Origin of the sequence: Frankia umida (assembly GCF_023242945.1) — a bacterium.
GTDB classification, from domain to species: Bacteria; Actinomycetota; Actinomycetes; order Frankiales; family Frankiaceae; genus Frankia; species Frankia umida.
Map to the genome: position 1 here is coordinate 1 of NZ_JALKFT010000012.1, position 18888 is coordinate 18888.

Sequence of the window (18888 nt, forward strand, 5' to 3'; positions counted from 1 at the left end):
CGACAGCAAAACTCAACATCGAAAACAGCGGGCGGTCCTCACGGGACCTCACACGCCCAGCAGGCGAAAGATCGAGGCTAGATCCGCGGACCGAGGTCGTCCCGCTTCTCGTCGTGGGTTCCGCGAGTTACGTCGCCGCGCCCCACGGTCCTGGCTTCACGGGCATGTCGTTGGACGACCTGCGGTGGGCGGCATCGACAGCAAGCTCCGAAAGCGACCTGTACATGTTCTGCCGAGACATGGCTCGACAGGACCGCCCTAACGTCTTCGCTTCGGAAACGATCGATGTCTGGGAGTGGTGGCGCGGAAACGGCCAGACGTTGTTCGCCGGCGGACGAGCGCCGGACCTCATAACGATCGCACCGCACCACGGAACTGCCGAGTGGGAACGAGCCACAGCGGACTCTTCCCTCGAAGAAGCGATGTTCACGCTCGGGTTCCCGGCGCTGCGGGACGTCGATGCTGTCGAACGGTCGTCCCTCGACACACCATCGGTCTACCAGTGGCGGCTTACCACCGTTACGCAGCCGGCCGCGACGCATAGTTCGATGTCCCCCGGCGCGGAGGACGACTCGTCGCCCGAACGCAGCCACGCCGTTCCTGACTTGGTGGGATGGAAGCTGGCAGTCGGCCCGATTCCTGTCGGGATCGTCGAACTGGACCCTGCGTGGCCAGAAAAGGACCGGCACTTCCTGGACATATTGGCGGGGGCTTTCGCTTTCGGGTTCCACCAGATCAGCGATGTCTGGGCATACTGCCACGCAGGCAGCGACGTCGCAGGCTACGTGGTCGAGCTCTCGTCGCGACCCGACGAGGAGCCACAGGACAGCCCGATCGCTGTGGACCACGTCGAAACAGTTCTGAGCGTCGACGGACAGCGGACGGTACGAGCAGCGATCGGTGTGGCGTGCAGAGCAATGGCGGAGCAGACCGCCGCCGACCCCGAGCAGTCCCGAGCCCACATGGCGAACGCGGTCCACATCACGCTACAGAAAGCCGGATCCTCCGCTGAAGCTGCCGCACGCGTGGCAGCGGCTTGGATGGAGGCGCGACCCACGCTCGCCGTTCAGGTCGCAAACGTCCCAACCTCCCGGAACGATCTTCCTGCGCCGGTGGAACTCAACGAGGCGCTGGTGTCGGAGACCGAACGATCAGTCGCACGGACTGTTCGAAGGTCAGGAATCCGCCCCGGCGTCTACCGCGGCGACGACGCGAAGGATCTCGAAGGAACGGTCCTAGCACCTGCGGCACTCGAAATAATGAACCACCGGATGGCGGCGCACGACGGGGACGAGCTAGTTCTTATCGGAATGGAGCAGCTGGAACGGATCGTCGCTCACCGTGGCAGAATCCTCAGCGACATTGGCCAGTCGGCCGACCTGATGAACCTCGAGTGGGACCCCGTCGCCCGCTACCGGGAGACAGTCGACAAATACCTGCGGCTGCGGCGGAGCGTCGAGACTGTCGTCGAAGCGGCACTTCGCACCGGCCCGACAGGAATCGGGGCTTGCGACAAACTCGCCTGGGGAGAGATTCTCGCCGCAGCCTCGTCGTACTTGGCCGCCACGATGCGAAGTGAGAACGTGCATCACCAAGTGAGGCCGACGGCAGTCCACGTGGGCGATTCCTTCGAAGTCACCACGAAAGTGGACGAAGAATCACCCGGCGCGGCTGCCGGCCGGGTTTACGACCTCGACGTCACAGCGTTCGCTAACGCGAGGGCAGCATTCGACCTCACGGCCCGACGGACAGCCACGGAACCGGACCCTGACCATCTACTGTTAGACGCCGAGGTCGACGCCGCCATGCGCCGCTCGTACGGCACGTCCGGGACAGACGTACTGACCACGTTGCTAACCCTCGCCACCTGGCCCCAAAACCCCGACGACGAGCGACTTCCGGCCGCGAGCACCCAGCAGGTCGTCGACTACGTCCTGGAGACCACGAAAATTGGCGAGGAGCCCGATGGGACCAGACGAGCCGCCGCAGCCGTCGCGATGCTTACCAGTACCAGAACCGACCTGCGCAACGCGGACTGGAAGCCTTGGCACGCTCGAACACGTAAACGCAGACTACTCGTTCAGCCACTGCCGGAACTCTCCGACGGGACCCTCGTCGTGGCGTCTCACTTCTGTCTGACTAGTCTGAAGGTCTACAAGAACTATCTTTCCCAGGGGCAACTACCCTGGAGCCAGCCTCCGCCGCCCGTCGCCGTCGACACCGCTCTCGAACGCCTCCGAGATCGGCGGAACAAAGCTCTGGAGAAGCAGGTCGCACACGTGCTACGTTGTCACGGATGGACGGTCGTCGAGAACGTCAAAGAGAACAAGGCCCAGCGGCTCAACCTCCCGAAACTCACGACCGAGATCGACGCTGTCGCCGGACGAATCGGCCAGCGAACCCTATGGCTACTCGAAGTCAAGGATCCCACCGACACCTTCGCAGTACCCGAGATCCGCAGACACCTCGACCATTTCTTCAGAGGGCAGAAGAAACCTCCCTATGCCACCCAGCTGGCCAGGAAGCGCGCCGAACTATCCCCTCACACGGACCAGATAGCGCAGGCGCTCCAGCTACCTCCCGCTGTCGACGGAAACTCCTACGTCGTGAAATCTCTATTCGTAACACGTAAACCGGTACCAGCTGCTTTCGTGACGAGCGAATGCGATTTTTCCACATTGGCAGATCTCCCCGATCGCCTCGCCGGGCTCCATTTCAGCACCGAGGATAGATAGAGCGTGCCCCGGCTACACGGATATAGGCGAACCGGTGCGAATGCTCCTCCGAAGACGGGTCCAACTCGTCCGCGAGGTCGCTGAATCTTTCGACGCCGCAGGGCGCTATGCCGCCGGATTGTCTGGTGGTTGCGTCACGCGGTTCGTGGTTCGTCGGCGGTAGCATGAGTTCGACCAGCGAGGACATCGTCGATGCTGGCCTTCGACTTGCCGTATCTCTTCGCGAGGCCATGGCGTGATTCGCCTCGCTCATGGCGTTCCCGGATGTCGCGCGCGTCAGCCGCGGTGAGTTGTCGACGGGTGCGGGGGCCGCCGACGGACTGATGGATTCCTCCACGCGCGGTCTGACGGACCGCGTCCTCGCTCACGCCGAGCCTGGCCGCGACGGCACGAACCGGTTCGCCGTCGGCAACGGAGATTCTGATGTCGAGGACGGTGCGCTCGGACATGCCGCAGGTCTGTGAAACCACACCTCGCGGGCCGCCTGCGTTGGCGAACGATCTGCCGTTGAGTACATCTGCGACGGTCTCGCGATCAACGTCGTAGGCGGCGGCGAGACTTGTCACGATCTCGTTGTCGTCGTGGTGTCGGTGACGAATCTCGCGAGCAAGGTCCGCATTCAGGCGCCGCCTCGCTGTCGGTAGTGGACGGGTGGGGCCGCCTGCGTCGAGCCGGTGCCTACCTTCGAGCCAACCGGAAATGGTGCCGATGCTCACGCCGTGGGTCACCGCAAGGCTCGTGAGTGTCGGGCGCTCGTCGACGGGCTTCCGCCAGTAGTCGGTTCGCAGCGCACGGATGGCTGAGTCAGTTGTTCGTGCCCCATAGTGGTGGTCCTCGCCGCGGGGGACGCGGCCGTATGCCACCGCGTCCGCCCGATTGTCGCGGGCGTCTCCAACATCGAGGTGGCGTGGGTTGCAACACCGAGGGTTCTCCCCTCCGGGGCATCGGTGGAGCACCTGACGATCACTTGGCAACTCCGAAAGGTGGCGATCATGGCGCAGGAGGTAGGCGATCCGGTGGGCGGTGACCGTGGTCTGCCCGTCCCAGCGCATTTGGCCATAGCCGAACACGTGGGTCGTTCGGCCAGTCCAGGGCCAGCAGGAGTCCGGTCCGGCGGTTCGATCAACCTGTGACCAGAACTCCGCGACGCGGGCCAGCCGGTCCAGTGCCGCGACGCCTCCCAGTTCGATGATCCAACCCTGCTCGGGGGGGCTGACGGGATCTGTGACCTCGATGGGGCCGGTCTGTCCGGCGCGCTGGGCGCGGTACCGGTCGGCCTTGTTCTCCGCGTCACTCCCCTCCAGGAGGTGGGCGGGGTTGCAGCACGTGCGGTTGTTGCACAGGTGCCGGATGACACGCCCCCGTGCTGGACGGCGTGCAAGGCCGTTCGCGAGCACGTAGGCGACCACATGCGCCGAGCTGGTACCCGCGAGAGCGAGCGACACAGATCCATACTGTCCAGGCCGGGCGCTGTGGAATGACCAGCAGTCATTCGGACCCGCGATGGTAACCCGGTTCCAGAACGCTGCGACGCTCGCGCGGCGGCGTTCCGGAAGCTCCGGACGTCCGTACCGGCGCCGCACTTCGGGCTTGGCTTTCGCCTCTCCGCCCCGCAGGTGCGCATAGGTCCGGCCGTTCACCAGGTTACTGATCGTCATCGGCGAGGCCCCGTACCGGGCTGCGGCCTCCGCCTGCGTGCACTTACCGGCTTCGACGTCATCGATGATCTTCAATGCCTGCGCGTCAGTGAACATGCCTCTCCGCCCCATCTGCCGTTCCTCCTCGCCTGCTGTCGGTTGGCGCTGGACGGCGGGCGATTCCCACCGCCGGAAGCGTCTCTGGTGACCTACCGGAATATCAGCCGCCACCGACAGACTGGCGGAGGAGACCGCACGCGCTTGGGCCAGCGTCGGTCAGGCTGGAGTCCCCGAGCTGTGCCTCCGCGCGAACGCGACCTGCAGGTTGAACCGAATCGCACCAAGCGCCCGGCCGCCGGAGGCGGCCCGGTCAGCTGGCTTCGAGGCCGCGGATCGTCGCGGCGAGCGGGTCGGCGAGCAGAACTGGGTAGTGGCTCAGTCCTCGACCTCGCCGAGCTGGAGGTCGATCGACTCGTCCAGCCCATCGTCGGGTGGGAGCGCGGGCCCGACCCTGGCGTTGGACCGCGAGACAAGGGGGCCACCTGGTCGGCGACTGGCTCGAGGCCGCCGGCCCAGTTGCCGGCGCGGCCGGGGTCGGTTGGCAAACCGCCACGTCGGGGTCTGCCCTGTCCACCGAGCAGGCCGGCATTGTCGTCATGGATCTCGCTGCGGCGCCGCCGCCCAGCGCCGCGCGACGGGTAGATGCCGCCGAGACCCGGCGCAGTCCTCACGACGTACCGGTCACGGGCGACGCCTTGGCCGAATCCGGCCGGTCGCAAGGGCGGCCGGAGCCGGAGCAGGTGGCGCGATCCAAGTTCAGCGGCGGTCGACCTCGGCGATGCTGCTACTCATGGCGTCGTATGAGGACATGGTGCGTAACCGGCAGCTCGCGGTCGACGTGGCTGGGCGGGTGTACGCCGGGATCGCGGTCACCGAGCGGTATCTGGACGTCGAACCGCGGAACCGCTCCGCCTTGATCGCCGAGGAAGTGATCAATTTTGCGGGTCGACTTGAGGACTACCTCAACGCAAGATGATCGCGCCCGGCGGGCGCGCGCACCTTCGAGCCTTCCGTTCGCCGAGGACAGCATGGCGAGGAAGCTGCCGGGTGGCACGGTGACGGGAACCGGTTCCTTTTCCCGCGACGGGATCACCGCCATGTTGTTTGTGCGGCCGGGACGTCGCAGGAGTAGACGCGACGGGTGCCGGTGCGGCGAACGTGGATCCGTGACGCCAGCGCGGTGAGCACGGCCATTGGCCGCACGGTGTCGCCCGTGACCGACGTGGCGGCGGGCATGTCGTTGGTGGTGGCGGTGATGCGCACCGTGGGACCGGTGTGGGTTGCCTGGACGTCGAGGGTGTGGTCGTGGCGGTGAACGGCCGCGAGCAGGCCGCCGGCGACCTGGGCGACCGTCGCGCGTACTGCGCGGGTTCGCCCTACAGCAGCGCGGACCGTGTCAGGGCCCGGCGGGCGACCGGCGGTGACGGCGGCGGTCAGCCGGCTACGGCCAACGGAGCTGATCCGTGCGGCTTCATCTCTCGCATCTGGTCGACCGCTTCGGGCTGGTCCGGGTCCACGCTGTCCGAATCAGGCGGGCCAAAGCTCGCCTGCTGCATGGCCGGCTGCGGCCGAGTGTTCTTCCAGTGTCCGATGTGCGTCGGCGCGTAGCTGTGCTACGAGGCTCCGTGCTCGTTTCGAGCCGACTTTCAGTCGTTGCCGAAGGATCTCGGCGGAGATCGGACGGTGATGTTCTTCCCAGTAGAGGGCGTCCTCTCGTCGAGCCCGCTGCAGTAGCGATCCATCCACGACGGCCTCGAGATCGCGAACCTGCCGCTGGGCAGGCAAAGCTGGCAGAGCGCCCGTGGAATCTTCGCCGCCGCGCATCGTCAGGTTCACTTCCTCAGCCGGCTGCGTCACCGTTGCCTGCTCTGGGACGGCCTTCTGACCGACCAGGTCATCGTGTTCTCGGAGGAAAGATCCGTCTGTCTCCGTTCCGGGCCGTTCGGCCGTTGCAAGCACGCCAGCCCGTCCGAGTTCGTGCATGGCTTGGAGTAGGCCGGGGCCGACGTGGGCCCAGCCGATGAGGAGCCAGCAGCCGACGCTGTCGAACGCCGCTTTGCCGTACTCGCCGCTGATGATCGGTTCGGAGACGTTCAACGCCAACGTGACCAGGCTGGCGAACACCAGCAGCCGTTGAGCCGGACGCAGCTGCTCAGGTCGGGCGCCGTGCGCGGACAGGTATCGGATCCCGAGGAGCAGGCCGACCACGGACAGGTCGACCGACGGCGCGACCAGCGGGGCGACGTATGCGGGTACCCCGAGCCGCAGCGCCAGCAGCCACATGTTCCCGAACGCGAACAGGAAACTCAGGCCGACAACCCCGCCCATGATCACGGACACCCCGCGAGCCGCCGCCCCCGGCTCTGCCACCCGCCGAGACGCACCCGGCATTGTTCGGCTTTCGATAGAATCCGTTGTGTGCTCGCCGGTCAACGTGCTCATCGGTCGCACCTCTGCTGACCTGCGAGGACGAGGTCATCGGAGAGGGTGACCGGTGGTGGGGTAATGGTTCGAGTCCCCCCTCGGACACAGACACTATGCATACCGATGATCTCGGCGCAGCCTCGGCCATGATCGTCTCGATTTCATGATCGTAGTTCAGCTTCAGGCCGAGCTCACAGTAGATCTCGACCTTGCCCACCGGAACGGCCTCACGCAGAACCTTCAGCAGCCCGCCAGGTTCATCGACCAGCTCCTTGATCTGGGGGCGGGCAAGGCCCCGCGGCTGAGCTGGGGTGCGGTGACCTTGGCGTTCGAGGGCCGCGACGACGACCGCCCGCTCGGCCTGGACCTCGGCAATCCAGCCCGTGACGATAACCCAGGTCGCCCCCGCCTTCCTTCACTGCGCGGCGGCGGGCGAGCTTCCGGTCGCAGACGACGACCGCCTGACACAGGGGGCAACGGGTCCGCGACGGGAAGGTCTCCGGACTGAACCTGCTCGCGGCAAGCCTGGACTCGATCCAGTCAGAGGCGAAGGCGGAAGCGAGCCAGTCGTCGAGCGCGGGGTCCACGGTGTCCTCGCAGACATAGCCGGTCAGAGGTGGTCGATGCGGTAGGGCCTACTCCTGCGGGTACCAGCAGCGGTAACGAGCATGGCCAGGGTTCCAGTTACCCCGCGTCCGGCGACCGCACTGTTCGTGGAACAGCAAGCTGCACCGCGCACAGGGATAGCTGATGTCGGGATTCCTGACGCGTTCGGGCGCCGGACCACGCCTCTTGATCCGCCACGGCACGGATAGGAACGTCGCTTCGCTGATGGTCCCCGGGTGGGCGAGCCGGTCGGACCAGACCCATTGCTCCCGCTGGTTCCAGGCGAGCTTCATCTCGGACGGCCAAGCCGGGTGAGGTCCCAAAGGCCACGCCGTCGAGGAGCGTGACGCCGGCCAGACTGGCGTTGCCTGCACGGGCGAGCACCCCGAAAGCAGGACAGGGAGCAAAATGATCATCTTTTGCCTGGAGACTCGACCGACATCCGAGGAGCCCGTCAAAGTACGGGGTAAGTACGGGATGATCTCCGAAGCGGACGGGAAAGATCGCTCCAATGTGGCCGTCTACCTGGCGGTTTAGTGGGGCGGGTGGGGCTCGAACCCACGACCGACGGATTATGAGTCCGCTGCTCTAACCGGCTGAGCTACCGCCCCCGTGCCGGCACTCCACGCGGTGGATGTGGCTCCGGCCTCTACAGGGTAGCGGGTGGGCGGTCAGCTCGGTCCGGATACCGGCCGTGGGCACCGCGAGCCACGGTGCGGGTACATGCCGACAACGTTCGGCCGGGCGGGTCCAGGCCCGCCCGGCGCGGTGCGGGTCACGTCGGGCGGGGCCAGGTGGTCGATGCGGTGGCCGCCGGCGTGGGAGGCGGGTGATCTCACGCGGTAGCGGCCGGTCAGAGGTAGTCCTGCGGGCAGGCGGCGTGGTTGCTCGCGTAGCTGGCGGTGTTCCACAGGGTGGCGTCGCCGATGCGGCGGCGGTAGAGGCCGCACATCTTCGACTTGCCCGAATAGACGTACGCCAGCAGGGCGAACGGCACGTCGCCGTAGCGCGGGGGGAGCGCCAGCAGGGCGATGCGGACGCTGCTCTGGCCGGTGATGTAGGCGGGGCCGACGTTGTAGAGCCAGTCGACTAGGGTATCGAACTGGTGCTGGAACAGCGGCGTGCTGGGAATTCCGGTGCGGATCGCCGGGACAATGCGTGATTCGATGTCGACATAGGCGATGAACCTGGCCTGGTCGCGGGTGATGGTTCCCCACTGAAGCCGGTCGGCATCGGTGCACACACTACGGTGGATCAGGTGGCCGCTGCCGATGGTGCAGTTTCCGGTGGCGTCGTCGTACGGGGTGGCGCGAAAGCCTTCCCAGGTGAGAATGTATTCCAGTCCGGCGGCCGAGAGGTCGAGGTCCTTCGGGAACGCGGCGAACAGGCCCGCCGCGGGGCTTGCGCCGGGCAGTGCCGACGGCACCGCCGCGACCGCGGCCGACGCGGACTCGACCACCCCGGCACCGGCGATGGTCAGCGCGAGCCCCAGGGCCAGCACTCCCCGCGGTCGGCGGGACACGGCCCGGGCCGTCCGTCGGGCCTGCCTGCGGCGGCGCGCCGGTCGCATGACGGCGGCGGCTGTGCGCCGTAGCGCGTGCGCGGTCGCAGTGCGCACCGATCCTCCTGATATTCGGAAATCCGTGGATGAGAACCGTCCGGCCCACGGGGAATCGCACCATACGAGCTGGGCCGAGCAAAGCCGGGAGCACAAAGATTGGGCCGTCTTAACAGACTCGATGCGCCTTCCGCACTGACCCGAGGGTGGACGGACATGCGTTCGGGCCCGGTCCGTCCCATAGTCCGGACGGACACATCCAGCGCGGCGACTCCCTTCGGTCCGGTGGGGTCGATCCTTGCCGGCGACGGGCCACGGGGCGCGGACGGTGGACGGCGAACCTGCGGTCGCGGGGCGGCGAAGCCGGGCCACGACCGGCGGATCTGGGCTGCGGGCGTGGCGGTTTCGGGCCGTGGGCCGGTGTGGGCCTGGACGGGATGTTTCCGGATGAGCCGATCACAACCGGCAAACCGGCGAGCCCCGAAACAGACCGATAGTTGTCTCTCGTCTGTCGTCCTCAGCAGGACCCGGACGGGTACTCCGACCCCCGTGGCAAGGTCGTTACGGCACTCGACTCACCCTCAAGAACCCCACACACTGGTTTCATGCGATGGATCACCGAAACGGGAAGCCGGATCGAGCTACTCAACCCCCGAGCGGCGGAGGAGTACGCCGACTACCTGCTCCGGGTCACGGCCGCCGATGGCACCGAGATCGGCTTTTTCGCGTCCGTCACCGACCTGCAGAACAACGTCGACCTTGCCGGTCTGCGGGCCGTGGGAACGGCCGAGATCTGAACCGCGCCGACCCGGACGGTCGGCGTCTCGTCCAGGCGGATCTGATGTTCGGACGGCGTGTTCACCCTGCGGATACCCATCGCCCCGCAGGCTGGATCACGCCGCGTCACTGGCGAGGGGGTCCGTGTCCCGGCCGGCCAGGGTGGGCGGTGCGCCGCCAGGAGCCAACGGTGCGCCGGTCGGAGTAGACGGGGTGGACGGGGTGGACGGGGTGGGGGTGCGCATCGCCGCGACCAGGGCGGCGCGGCTGGTCAGGCCGAGCTTGCGGTACATCTGCTCCAGGTGTTTCTGGACGGTGCGCGGGCTGATACCGAGCGCGCGGGCGATGTCGCGGTCACCGAGCCCGTCGGCCAGGCAGGCCGCCACCTCACGTTCGCGTGGGGTGAGCACCGCGAGCCGGTCGGCGGCGTGATCGGTGGCCGCGCCGTGACGCTGGGCGTCGCGTAGGGCGGTGGTCAGGGTGGCGAGCCGCGCCCGCTGCGCGATCGCCTGGCAGATCAGCGGTGAGGCGAGGTCGAGCAGCTCCCGGGTCCGGCTGGAGAAGCCATGCCTGGAGCGGTTGAACACGAGCACGCTGCCCTGGCGGCGGCCGATCGTGACGAGGCTGAGCAGCTGGTCGCACATCTGGCGCGGCCGGTAGAAGTCGGCGTAGATCGGCAGGTCGCGCAGGGCCGCGCCATCCACCAGGTCGGTCAGGGCCACCGACGTGCCCGACCGCAGCTGTCGGTTGCGATGGGCGATGAACGCCGGATGCTGGCCGAGCACCGCCGCGAATGCGGCCGATCCACTCAGCTCGTCGCACGCCGGTGTGATGACGGCGGACAGCACCCGCCGGCTGGCATGATCCACCCGACAGTAGGACGCGGAGTCGCAGCCGACCATCCGCGCCAGGTGCGCGAGTGCCGGTGTGGGTAGCTCGCCGCCGGGGCCGTCGGCGTGCAGAACACGCACCAGCTCGAGAACGTCCCGCAGGTCCTTTTTCGTGGTTGCGCCCGACATGTTTCGCTACCCTCCCTGGTTATGGTGCGCCGGTGCGCGCCAGCATTCCAGGGTGGGTCGGCGCCATCGTGGAACTGACCGGAATCCGACACCTGTAATGCGCCCGCCACCCGCGTCCGCGTCCGGCGCTACGCACAAGTGCGTATTACCCGACCGCCGGTCGACCTGGTTCCGTGAGGCATCGCATTCACCGGCCACGCCTGTTCGAAACGGCGTCGCCTTACGCCAGCGGAGGTCACCACAATGTCCCGTTCCCTCATCACCCGTCCCCGTCTGCTCGTCGCCGCGGCCGCGCTGGCGGTCACCACCGCGGTGGGCGGCACCGCCTTCGCCGCCGACAGCGCGCCGGAGAACGTCGGGGAGACCTCGCCGCGCACGTCGGCTGCCGCGGCGGTCAGCGCGCTGCCGGTCGACGCGCCGCGGTTCGCCGTGGTCAACGCGGCCGGTCAGGTCGTGCGCGGCAGCGCGGGCACCAGCGCCGGGCTCACCAGCGGCAACAACGTCGAGGTGCTGTTCGACCGGGACGTCCGTGCCTGCGCGTACACGGCGACCGTCGGCGGAGTGGGGACGGAGAGCCCCGCGGCGTCGTTCATCCGGGTGGCCCAGCGCTCGGGTAAGCCCAACGGCGTCTTCGTGTCGATGAAGTCCGGCAGCCAGGCCAGTGTGGTCGTGCCGTTCCACCTGGCCGTGACCTGCTGAGCCGGTCGGCGCGGACGGGGTTCGCCGGCCACCCCGGGCAGCGGCCCGGGGTGGCCCCGTCCGTGTCAGCGAAGGTCGTTCAGGGCGTCGGTCAGCTCCGCCCAGGGGAACACGGTGTTCTCGCGGCCCGGCTGGTCCGCTCCCCCACGCGGGTCGCCGGGCCGACCGAACACCAGCCGCACACCCCAGCCGCGCAGCGCCTCAAGGCTCGCGGCATAGGCGGGATGACCGGCCAGCGCGCTGTTCGGGTAGGGCGCCATGACGATCGGCCGGCCGCCGCCGAGGGCCTCGTTGAGCAGGCCGAGTGCCAGGGTGTCCGAGATACCAGCCGCGATCTTGTTGATGGTGTTGAAGGTGGCCGGCGCGACGACGAACGCGTCGGCCGGTGGCAGCGCGTCCGGCTCGCCCGGGCGTTTGTACCGCGACCGGACCGGATGGCCGGTCAGCGCGGCCAGCCGCTCGACGTCGAGGAAACCCAGCGCCGCCGGTGTCGCCACCACACACACCTCCCACCCGGACGCCCGCGCTGCCTCGACGAACACCGGCAGCTCGGCCGCGGGATATCCCCCGCACGCCACGACGTACAGCACCCGCGGATCGGCAGCCATCCGCCCATCCTCGCGTTCTTCGGCGTCGCGGTCAGCGGACCGCGCCCAGCCGACCCACGAAACTCCCTGGATCCCGCGGCTCCCTGGCCGCGAAGCGCGCAGGCTCGGTGTCCCGCGACTTCGGTGACCAGGGCTGTCGGCCGGGTGACCGATGTCCGGCCCGTCCCGTCCTGGCCGGACATCGGTGCTAGCCTCCGCCGACCGCACTACTCCGGGGGTTGACGTGGCACGCACTCGCACCATCGGCACGGCGAGATCCGTAGTGGTCGCGGCGGCCATCGGCCTCGCGCTGGTACTGGGCGGCTGCCAGGGCGATCCGGATGGCGAGGCCGCCACCGGTCTCGACACCACCGCGTCCCCGACGCCCAGTGCCACGGCGTCTCCCATCGCCACTGCCACGGCGTCCGCGACGCCTCCTGCCACGGCGAACACCAAGATCATCCCTGCCGTGCCGCCGACGTCGGCCGACGAGGTCCCCTCGCCGTTCGCCGAGGTCGTCGCGGCCGTGAAACGTGAGCCGGCCCTTGCCCCCGATGCCGCGGTGACGGCGGTCGCGATCTCCACTCTCGATCCCAGCTGGGCCACCGCCGCCACCGAATCGCCCACCGCCGGTGGCGCCAGAGTGCTTCTGCGCCGGACCAGCGGCGTCTGGAAGGTCACCAGCCTCGGCTCCGCGGACATCGGCTGCGATGACGGAACACCCCGAGCCGTCCTCGCCGAGTTCAGCCTGGAATGCCCCGAGTGATCTGACGCCCTGGTGACGCCGACGGGGTGGTGCTGATCGGACGATCAGTACAGGACGCGGCGGCCGGGTCCGGCGACGCCGGCGGCGAGATCACCGGCGGTGAGCCGGTACACGCCCGCCTGGGAGGCGTCGTTGCAGGAGTAGTACAGGTCGCCCGCCCGGTCGACAGCGACGCCGAACAGCCGCTCGGTCGCCCCCACGCACGTCCCGCGCACCACCACCCGCGTCGCGCCGGGCCCCGCCGTCGCCCCCGTTCCCGAGGACGGCCCTGTCCCCGCGGACGGCCCTGTCCCCGCGGACGAGGCCGCCGTCGGCGGGTCCAGCAGTGTGATGGTGCGCGCGTCCGCGTCGGTGAACAGCACGCCGCGTCCACCGGGGGCCGGGGCGAGTGTGGTGAGGGCGGACTCGTCGAGGCGGCGCTGCACGACCGTGGTGATCCTGGCGTTCTCGATCAGGTGGATGCGGGCGTAGCCGGCGGCGTACGACAGGACGAACACCCGCCCGACGCCGTCCACCGCGACCGCGTAGGCGTTGTCCAGCCCGACCGCGGTCGCCGACTCGGCACCGTCATAGCGACGTTCCCCGGCACCGCGCCGATCCTGGCCGGCACCGCCACCGCCGGTGCCGGTGCCGGTGCCGGCGATCAGGGTTGCCGGGGTCGAGCGGTAGTCGCCGGACGCGCCGGCCGGGTCGAGCCGCCACACCTGCCCGGCGTAGCCGGTGGTGAAGTACACCGCGCCGTCCCCACCCACCGCGACCGAGGTCGGCGTCCCGACCCTCGTGCCGAGCGCCCGCGGCGTGGACGACGCCCCGCCGGCCGGGCAGATCTGCTCCGGTGCCCGTCCGGCGTTCGGATCGCCCCCGCCGGCTCCGGCTCCGGTGATCGTGGTGCCGGCGGGTTCGGTGGCGGGACGTCCGGCGATGGTCTCGGCCCGCCAGGACTGGCCGAGCGGCTGGTAGAGCCGGCGCACCACACAGTTCCACTCGTCCGCGACGAACACCGATCCCCCACCGGCGCTCAGTCCGGCCGGGCGGTGCAGCCCCGCGTCGGCCGCCGGCTCGTCCCGGGCGACACCCGGCAGTCCGATCCGCTCCGGCCGTTCCAGTCCGCCGGTGCTGCCCGTCCCGGTGGGGGTGCTCGTCCCGTCGGAGCCGGGATCGGTCGAGGTGGTCGCGACGTTCGCGGGACGTCCCACGATCGAGGTGACCTTGCCGTCGACGAACCGGGTGAGGGTGTGCTGGCTGGAGTCGGTCAGCAGGATGCCGCCGGCCGGGTCCGCGGCCAGGCTGATCAGCCCGCGCAGCGGCAGCGGCGCGCTCACCGGGTAGACGATCGGCGCGGCGGCGGTGGACGTGGATCCAGCCCCCTCACCGCTGGCCGCGGTGTTCGGACGCCCGACGCTCAGGACGCCGGTGGCGAGCAGCGCCACGACGATCGCGACGACCGCCACGGTGGTCGCCACCGACACGCCGACCGGCGCCGTCCACCAGCGCCCGAACCGCGCCGTCGGCCAAGGGCCGAATCGCGCCGACGGGCCGAGGCGCGGCGACGGGCCACCTCGCCGCGCCGGCCCGACCTGGCCCAGCATCCGCGCTGACGTGCTGGCCGGCCCAGCCGGCCCAGGCTGTGCGGGCGGCGCGGGCGGCGCGGGTTGGGCGGGTTGGGCGGGTTGGGCGGGGCCGTGGGTCTGAGCGGGGCGGCGCAGGTCGTCATCACCACGGAAGCGGATGCCGGTGTGCGCCAGCCAGTCGGGGCCGAACGTCTGGTCGGCGGCGTCGCACAGTTCGGTGGCGAAGACCAGGGCGCCGGGCTGACGGTCGGCGGGGTCCTTCGCCAGTGCCCGGCGGGTGACGGCGTCCAGCGCGCCGAAGCGGGCCGGCAGCGGTGGGGGCAGCGCGCTGCGATGACGTTCGGCCATCACGTGCGGTCGGGGATCGGCACCGAACGGAGGCGTCCCGGCGAGCAGTTCGTAGAGGACGGCACCGAGGGAGTAGACGTCGACGCCGGTGCCCGGCACGGCCAGTTCGAACTGTTCGGGGGCCAGGTACGGGGTCGAGCCGACCACGCTCGTCTGCGCGATCCCGACGGTCGTCTCCAGCAGCCGGGCGATCCCGAAATCGGTGAGTCGGGGCGCGCCGTCCGCGGTGAACATGATGTTCGACGGCTTGATGTCGCAGTGCAGCAGCCCCTCACGGTGCACACGGTCGAGCGCGACGGCGATCGCGGCGGCCACCGCGCACGCCCCGGGAGCCGACAGGCCGTCCCGGACCCGTTCGTCGAGTGTTCCGCCGGGCAGCAGTTCCATGACGATCAGCGCCGTCTCCGGCGTCCGCACGAAGTCGAAGACCCGAACGATGTGCGGATGGTCGAGGCTCGCGACGATGTGCGCCTCCGCGTCGACCCTGCCCGCCGCGAGCACGGCCGTCCCCGCGGACCGCCGCCCGCCGAACAGAACGCCGACGGTGCCCGTACCCGAGGGGGTGTCCGCGGGTTCGACCTCGACCGCGTCATCGTCGGCCGCCAGCGACAGGACCTTGACGGCCACCGCACGGTCCAGCCGACGGTGGCGTGCGGCGAACACCCGCCCGAACCCGCCGCGCCCGAGTTCACGCCCCACGTCGTAGTCCGGCAGCGCCGACCGCACGTACTCCGGCAGAATCATGAGCGGCTCACCAGGAACACCCGCCGCGGGAGGACCCCGGCCTCGACCAGGCGCACCCGCCGCGGTCTCGCCGGTCATCGCCCGGTTCACAGCTCGCGAGAAGGCCCTGTACGTCGCTCAGCCGCATCCCGCGCCCCCCGCGCCACCCGCGTCACCCGTGGCTTTCGGCCGACTATAACCAACGACCCTCCGGGTCAGCCCCATTGTGATCCGACGGCTTTGCCCCACCCCGGGTCAGCGCCTCGGAACCGGCCCGCGATCACGCTGTTCCGCGGAACCGGCGGGCGGCCCTGCCCGGCACGTCCATCCTGGCTGTGCCATCCCTGCGATCAGGGTGGGCTCAGGCCGGACGGTGTCCCCACGGCGGCCGGCGGGAAGGTCCGGGTCAGTCGGTGCTGAGACGGACGGGAAGGGTGCTGGCGCCGCGGACGGCGAGGTGGGGGCGGTAGCTCGGGGCCGCGGTGACCTCGACGCGGGTGGCGTGGTCGAGCAGCGCGTTCAGCATGATCTCGGCCTCGAGACGGGCCAGTGGCGCGCCGAGACAGTAGTGAATGCCCTGGCCGAAGCCGAAGTGCCGGGCCGGTTGGGCGATACCCGCCGACCCGGGGACCGCGTAACGGGTGACGTCGAAGCGGTCCGGATCGGGGAAGACGGCGGGGTCACGTTGGGCCGCGGCGAGCAGACCGAGGGCTCCGTCACCGGGACGCAGGGTGTGGCCGGCGATGTCGACGTCGGCGAGGACGGAACGGGCCAGCCACTGGATCGGCGGGTCGTAACGCAGGGTCTCCTCGATCGCGGCGGGGACGAGGTCGCGCCGGGACCGTAGCAACGCGTACTGCTCGGGGTCGTTCGCGAGCGCCAGCACGGCGCCGGAGACAAGGTTGACGGTCGTCTCGTAGCCGGCGACGAGCAGCAGCACGCACAGATCAACGAGTTCGTCGCCGGCGAGCCGGTCACCGCCGTCGGAGACGGCCACGAGGGCGCTGAGCAGGTCGTCCGCGGGGTCGGTACGGCGACGGGCGATCAACGCGGTGAAGTACTCGGCGAACCCACGGGTGCCTTCGGTGCGGGCGGCACGTTCGGCGGGCGAGAGCATCTGGTCGGGATCCAGGCCGCGGGTCAGGGCGGAAGCCCAGTCAGCGAAGATCCGATCGTCCTGTTCCGGGACGCCGAGCAGCGTGCAGATGATCCGCAACGGCAGTGGACGCGCGAAGGCCTCGACCAGGTCGACCTCGCCACCGCGGCGGCGCACCGCGTCATCGAGCAGTTCGGCGGCCAGCAGCCGGGCGGAGTCACCGAAGCGGGCGATGCGCCCGGGGGTGAACTCCCGACTGACCAGACGGCGCAGCCGGGTGTGGGTCGGCGGGTTCGCGCGCAGCATCGAACGCAGGCCCTCGTCGACGTCCGTCACCGGACGGAAGGCGCTCTGCGCCATGCTCAGATGACCGAACGCCGGGTCGGTCATCAGCTGACCGCAGTCGTCATGGCGGGTGAGCACCACGATGCGTGGGGAGGTCTCGGACAACCAGTGGACGCGACCGGCCTCGCGTAGCGCCCGGAGCACCGGATAGGGATCGTCCCGGCGCCGCGGATCGAAAACAGCCCGCACGTCAACAGGCTCAGTGGTCACGGTCGCTTCAGTGGTCACGGTCGCTTCAGTGGTCACGGTCGCTTCAGTGGTCACGGTCGCTTCAGTGGTCACGGTCGCCCTTGGTCATAGCCGCCCTTGGACATGCCCTGCCTCCGCTGCCCGGAATACCGGCGAGTCCGGTTCGCCGGCATACTATCCGGATGGTTTCGGACGCGGACCCGAGTCGTCCACCAGGTCGCGGAGAATTCGCCGAAAAAATACCGTCCCGACAGCCGCCGGTAACACGGGTTCCAGCACGCCAGGAAGCGACCGCAGGGGCCGTCCATCTCGTTTCCTGATCGCATGATAAACAATGCGTCGAAATGATCTGCTGTCTCTTGACCCGGACTGACACCGGCCCGGACGATGGCGCCCGCGCCTGGTCTTTTCCTCGTCCGAAGGAGCCGTATCCATGACTTCAACGGAGATCATTTCCGACGGCACGGTACCCGACGCGCGTGCGGTGTTCGACGCCGCCCAGCACCTCAACCCCTACCCGGGTTACCAGCGGATGCGTGAGACGCCCGGGCCGACCACCGTCCGCCTCGGCGACACCGAGGTCAACGTCCTGTCCCGCTTCGCCGACTGCGCCGCGGTGCTGGGCAGCCAGGCCTGGGGGCACGGCAACGTCGACCGGCTCAGCCCGTTCTGGGATCAGGAGGCGAGCCTGCCCGGCTCGTTCATCCGCATGGACCCGCCCGATCACCGCCGCCTGCGAGCCCTGGTGAACAAGGCGTTCAGTGCACGGATGGTCGCCGATCTGGCGCCGAGGATCACCGCTCTGGTGGACGACCTGGTGGACCGGGCCGTCACGGCCGGTGGGCTCGACGTGGTGCGCGACCTGTCCGCGCCGCTGGCCCTGGCCATGGTCGGACGTCGGCTGCTCGGCGTCCCGGAGCAGGACGCCGAACTGCTGCGGTCGTGGGAGCTCGCCGTCGCCCGCGGCACCGACCCGGAACCGCTGCTGTCCCCCGAGGAGATCGCCGCGCGGGACACCGCCGGCGCCAGCGTCGTCGCCTACCTCGCCGAACTGGCCGCGAAGCGCCGCGCCCACCCCGAGGACGACCTGCTCAGCCGGCTGGTCGCCGTCGAGGAGTCCGGCGAGGTGCTCACGCCCGCCGAAGTCATCGGCATCTGCGTGCTGCTGCTCGTCGCCGGCATGGAGACCAGCATCAACCTGGTCGGCAACGGCATCCTCGCCCTGCTGGCGCACCCCGAGCAGCTGGCCCTGCTACGAACCCAGCCCGATCTTGCCGGCCCCGCGGCCGAGGAGATCCTGCGCTACGACACACCCACCCAGTTCACCATGCGGGTGGCCCTGGCCGACTCCACCATCGACGGCCATGACTACCACCGCGGCGACGGCGTGATCGTCCTGATGGGCTCGGCGGACCGCGACCCCGACGTCTTCCCCGCCGCCGACACCCTCGACGTCGCCCGCTACGCCCGCGCCGGCCGCGCCCCCCGCCACCTGGGCTTCAGCCTCGGCCTGCACTACTGCCTCGGCGCCCCGCTGGCCCGCCTCGAGGCCTCCACCGCGATCCGCACCCTGGTACAACGCGCCCCCGGCCTGCGCCTGGCCGTCGACCCCGCCGACCTGACCTACCAGCCCAGCGTCATCCACCGCGGCCTGCGGTCCCTCCCCGTCGAACTCACCGCCACGACCGCCTGACCCCACCAGCCCCGTCCGACCTGGGCGCCGACCCGACCCGTCCTGGCCCGACCCG

The 18888-nt window shown here is 69.5% G+C and carries 14 protein-coding genes and 1 tRNA gene; 6 read left to right on the forward strand and 9 right to left on the reverse strand.

The window, feature by feature from the left end:
- The first annotated feature begins 170 nt into the window (after positions 1–170).
- Positions 171–2735: a hypothetical protein gene (locus MXD59_RS13525; RefSeq protein ID WP_248825063.1), complete on the forward strand. Its 2565-nt coding sequence runs from the start codon at positions 171–173 to the stop codon at positions 2733–2735.
- Positions 2736–2869: 134 nt separating this feature from the next.
- Here the strand turns inward: MXD59_RS13525 and MXD59_RS13530 are convergent, their stop codons facing one another.
- The gene (locus MXD59_RS13530; RefSeq protein ID WP_248825065.1) at positions 2870–4489 is read right to left on the reverse strand and encodes an HNH endonuclease; all 1620 of its coding nucleotides are present in this window, start codon (positions 4487–4489) and stop codon (positions 2870–2872) included.
- Positions 4490–5222: 733 nt separating this feature from the next.
- Here MXD59_RS13530 and MXD59_RS13535 point away from each other — a divergent pair.
- Positions 5223–5408, forward strand: coding sequence for a hypothetical protein (locus tag MXD59_RS13535; protein ID WP_248825068.1), 186 nt, complete (start codon positions 5223–5225; stop codon positions 5406–5408).
- A gap of 113 nt (positions 5409–5521) precedes the next feature.
- On the opposite strand, the gene MXD59_RS13540 is transcribed toward MXD59_RS13535, so the two are convergent.
- The 4 genes from MXD59_RS13540 to MXD59_RS13555 all read right to left on the reverse strand — a co-directional run bounded on the left by MXD59_RS13540 (position 5522) and on the right by MXD59_RS13555 (position 8963).
- Complete coding sequence (locus MXD59_RS13540) at positions 5522–5695, reverse strand: hypothetical protein (RefSeq protein WP_248825070.1); 174 nt, start codon at positions 5693–5695, stop codon at positions 5522–5524.
- Between the two features lie 264 nt (positions 5696–5959).
- Complete coding sequence (locus MXD59_RS13545) at positions 5960–6874, reverse strand: hypothetical protein (RefSeq protein WP_248825072.1); 915 nt, start codon at positions 6872–6874, stop codon at positions 5960–5962.
- A 1125-nt stretch (positions 6875–7999) separates the two neighbouring features.
- A tRNA-Ile gene (locus MXD59_RS13550) sits at positions 8000–8073 on the reverse strand.
- A gap of 242 nt (positions 8074–8315) precedes the next feature.
- Positions 8316–8963, reverse strand: a complete 648-nt coding sequence (locus MXD59_RS13555; protein ID WP_248825074.1) for a lysozyme — start codon at positions 8961–8963, stop codon at positions 8316–8318.
- A gap of 662 nt (positions 8964–9625) precedes the next feature.
- On the opposite strand from MXD59_RS13555, the gene MXD59_RS13560 reads away from it, so the two are divergent.
- Complete coding sequence (locus tag MXD59_RS13560) at positions 9626–9817, forward strand: hypothetical protein (RefSeq protein ID WP_163550569.1); 192 nt, start codon at positions 9626–9628, stop codon at positions 9815–9817.
- Between the two features lie 96 nt (positions 9818–9913).
- Here the strand turns inward: MXD59_RS13560 and MXD59_RS13565 are convergent, their stop codons facing one another.
- Positions 9914–10816, reverse strand: a complete 903-nt coding sequence (locus MXD59_RS13565) for a helix-turn-helix transcriptional regulator (protein ID WP_248825076.1) — start codon at positions 10814–10816, stop codon at positions 9914–9916.
- 243 nt (positions 10817–11059) lie between these two features.
- Here MXD59_RS13565 and MXD59_RS13570 point away from each other — a divergent pair, with 243 nt between their 5' ends.
- On the forward strand, positions 11060–11515 hold the full coding sequence (locus MXD59_RS13570) for a chaplin family protein (RefSeq protein WP_248825078.1): 456 nt from the start codon (positions 11060–11062) through the stop codon (positions 11513–11515).
- A 65-nt stretch (positions 11516–11580) separates the two neighbouring features.
- Here the strand turns inward: MXD59_RS13570 and MXD59_RS13575 are convergent, their stop codons facing one another.
- On the reverse strand, positions 11581–12123 hold the full coding sequence (locus tag MXD59_RS13575; protein WP_248825080.1) for a flavoprotein: 543 nt from the start codon (positions 12121–12123) through the stop codon (positions 11581–11583).
- A gap of 223 nt (positions 12124–12346) precedes the next feature.
- Between MXD59_RS13575 and MXD59_RS13580 the strand changes: the two genes are divergently transcribed.
- On the forward strand, positions 12347–12868 hold the full coding sequence (locus tag MXD59_RS13580) for a hypothetical protein (protein WP_248825081.1): 522 nt from the start codon (positions 12347–12349) through the stop codon (positions 12866–12868).
- Between the two features lie 44 nt (positions 12869–12912).
- Here the strand turns inward: MXD59_RS13580 and MXD59_RS13585 are convergent, their stop codons facing one another.
- Together MXD59_RS13585 and MXD59_RS13590 are read right to left on the reverse strand one after the other, a co-directional pair.
- Positions 12913–15531, reverse strand: a complete 2619-nt coding sequence (locus MXD59_RS13585) for a serine/threonine-protein kinase (protein WP_248825083.1) — start codon at positions 15529–15531, stop codon at positions 12913–12915.
- Between the two features lie 385 nt (positions 15532–15916).
- Positions 15917–17161: a cytochrome P450 gene (locus tag MXD59_RS13590; RefSeq protein WP_248825085.1), complete on the reverse strand. Its 1245-nt coding sequence runs from the start codon at positions 17159–17161 to the stop codon at positions 15917–15919.
- Positions 17162–17573: 412 nt separating this feature from the next.
- Here MXD59_RS13590 and MXD59_RS13595 point away from each other — a divergent pair, with 412 nt between their 5' ends.
- A complete protein-coding gene (locus MXD59_RS13595; RefSeq protein WP_248825087.1) occupies positions 17574–18833 on the forward strand; it encodes a cytochrome P450 in 1260 nt (419 codons plus the stop codon).
- Positions 18834–18888 lie beyond the last annotated feature (55 nt).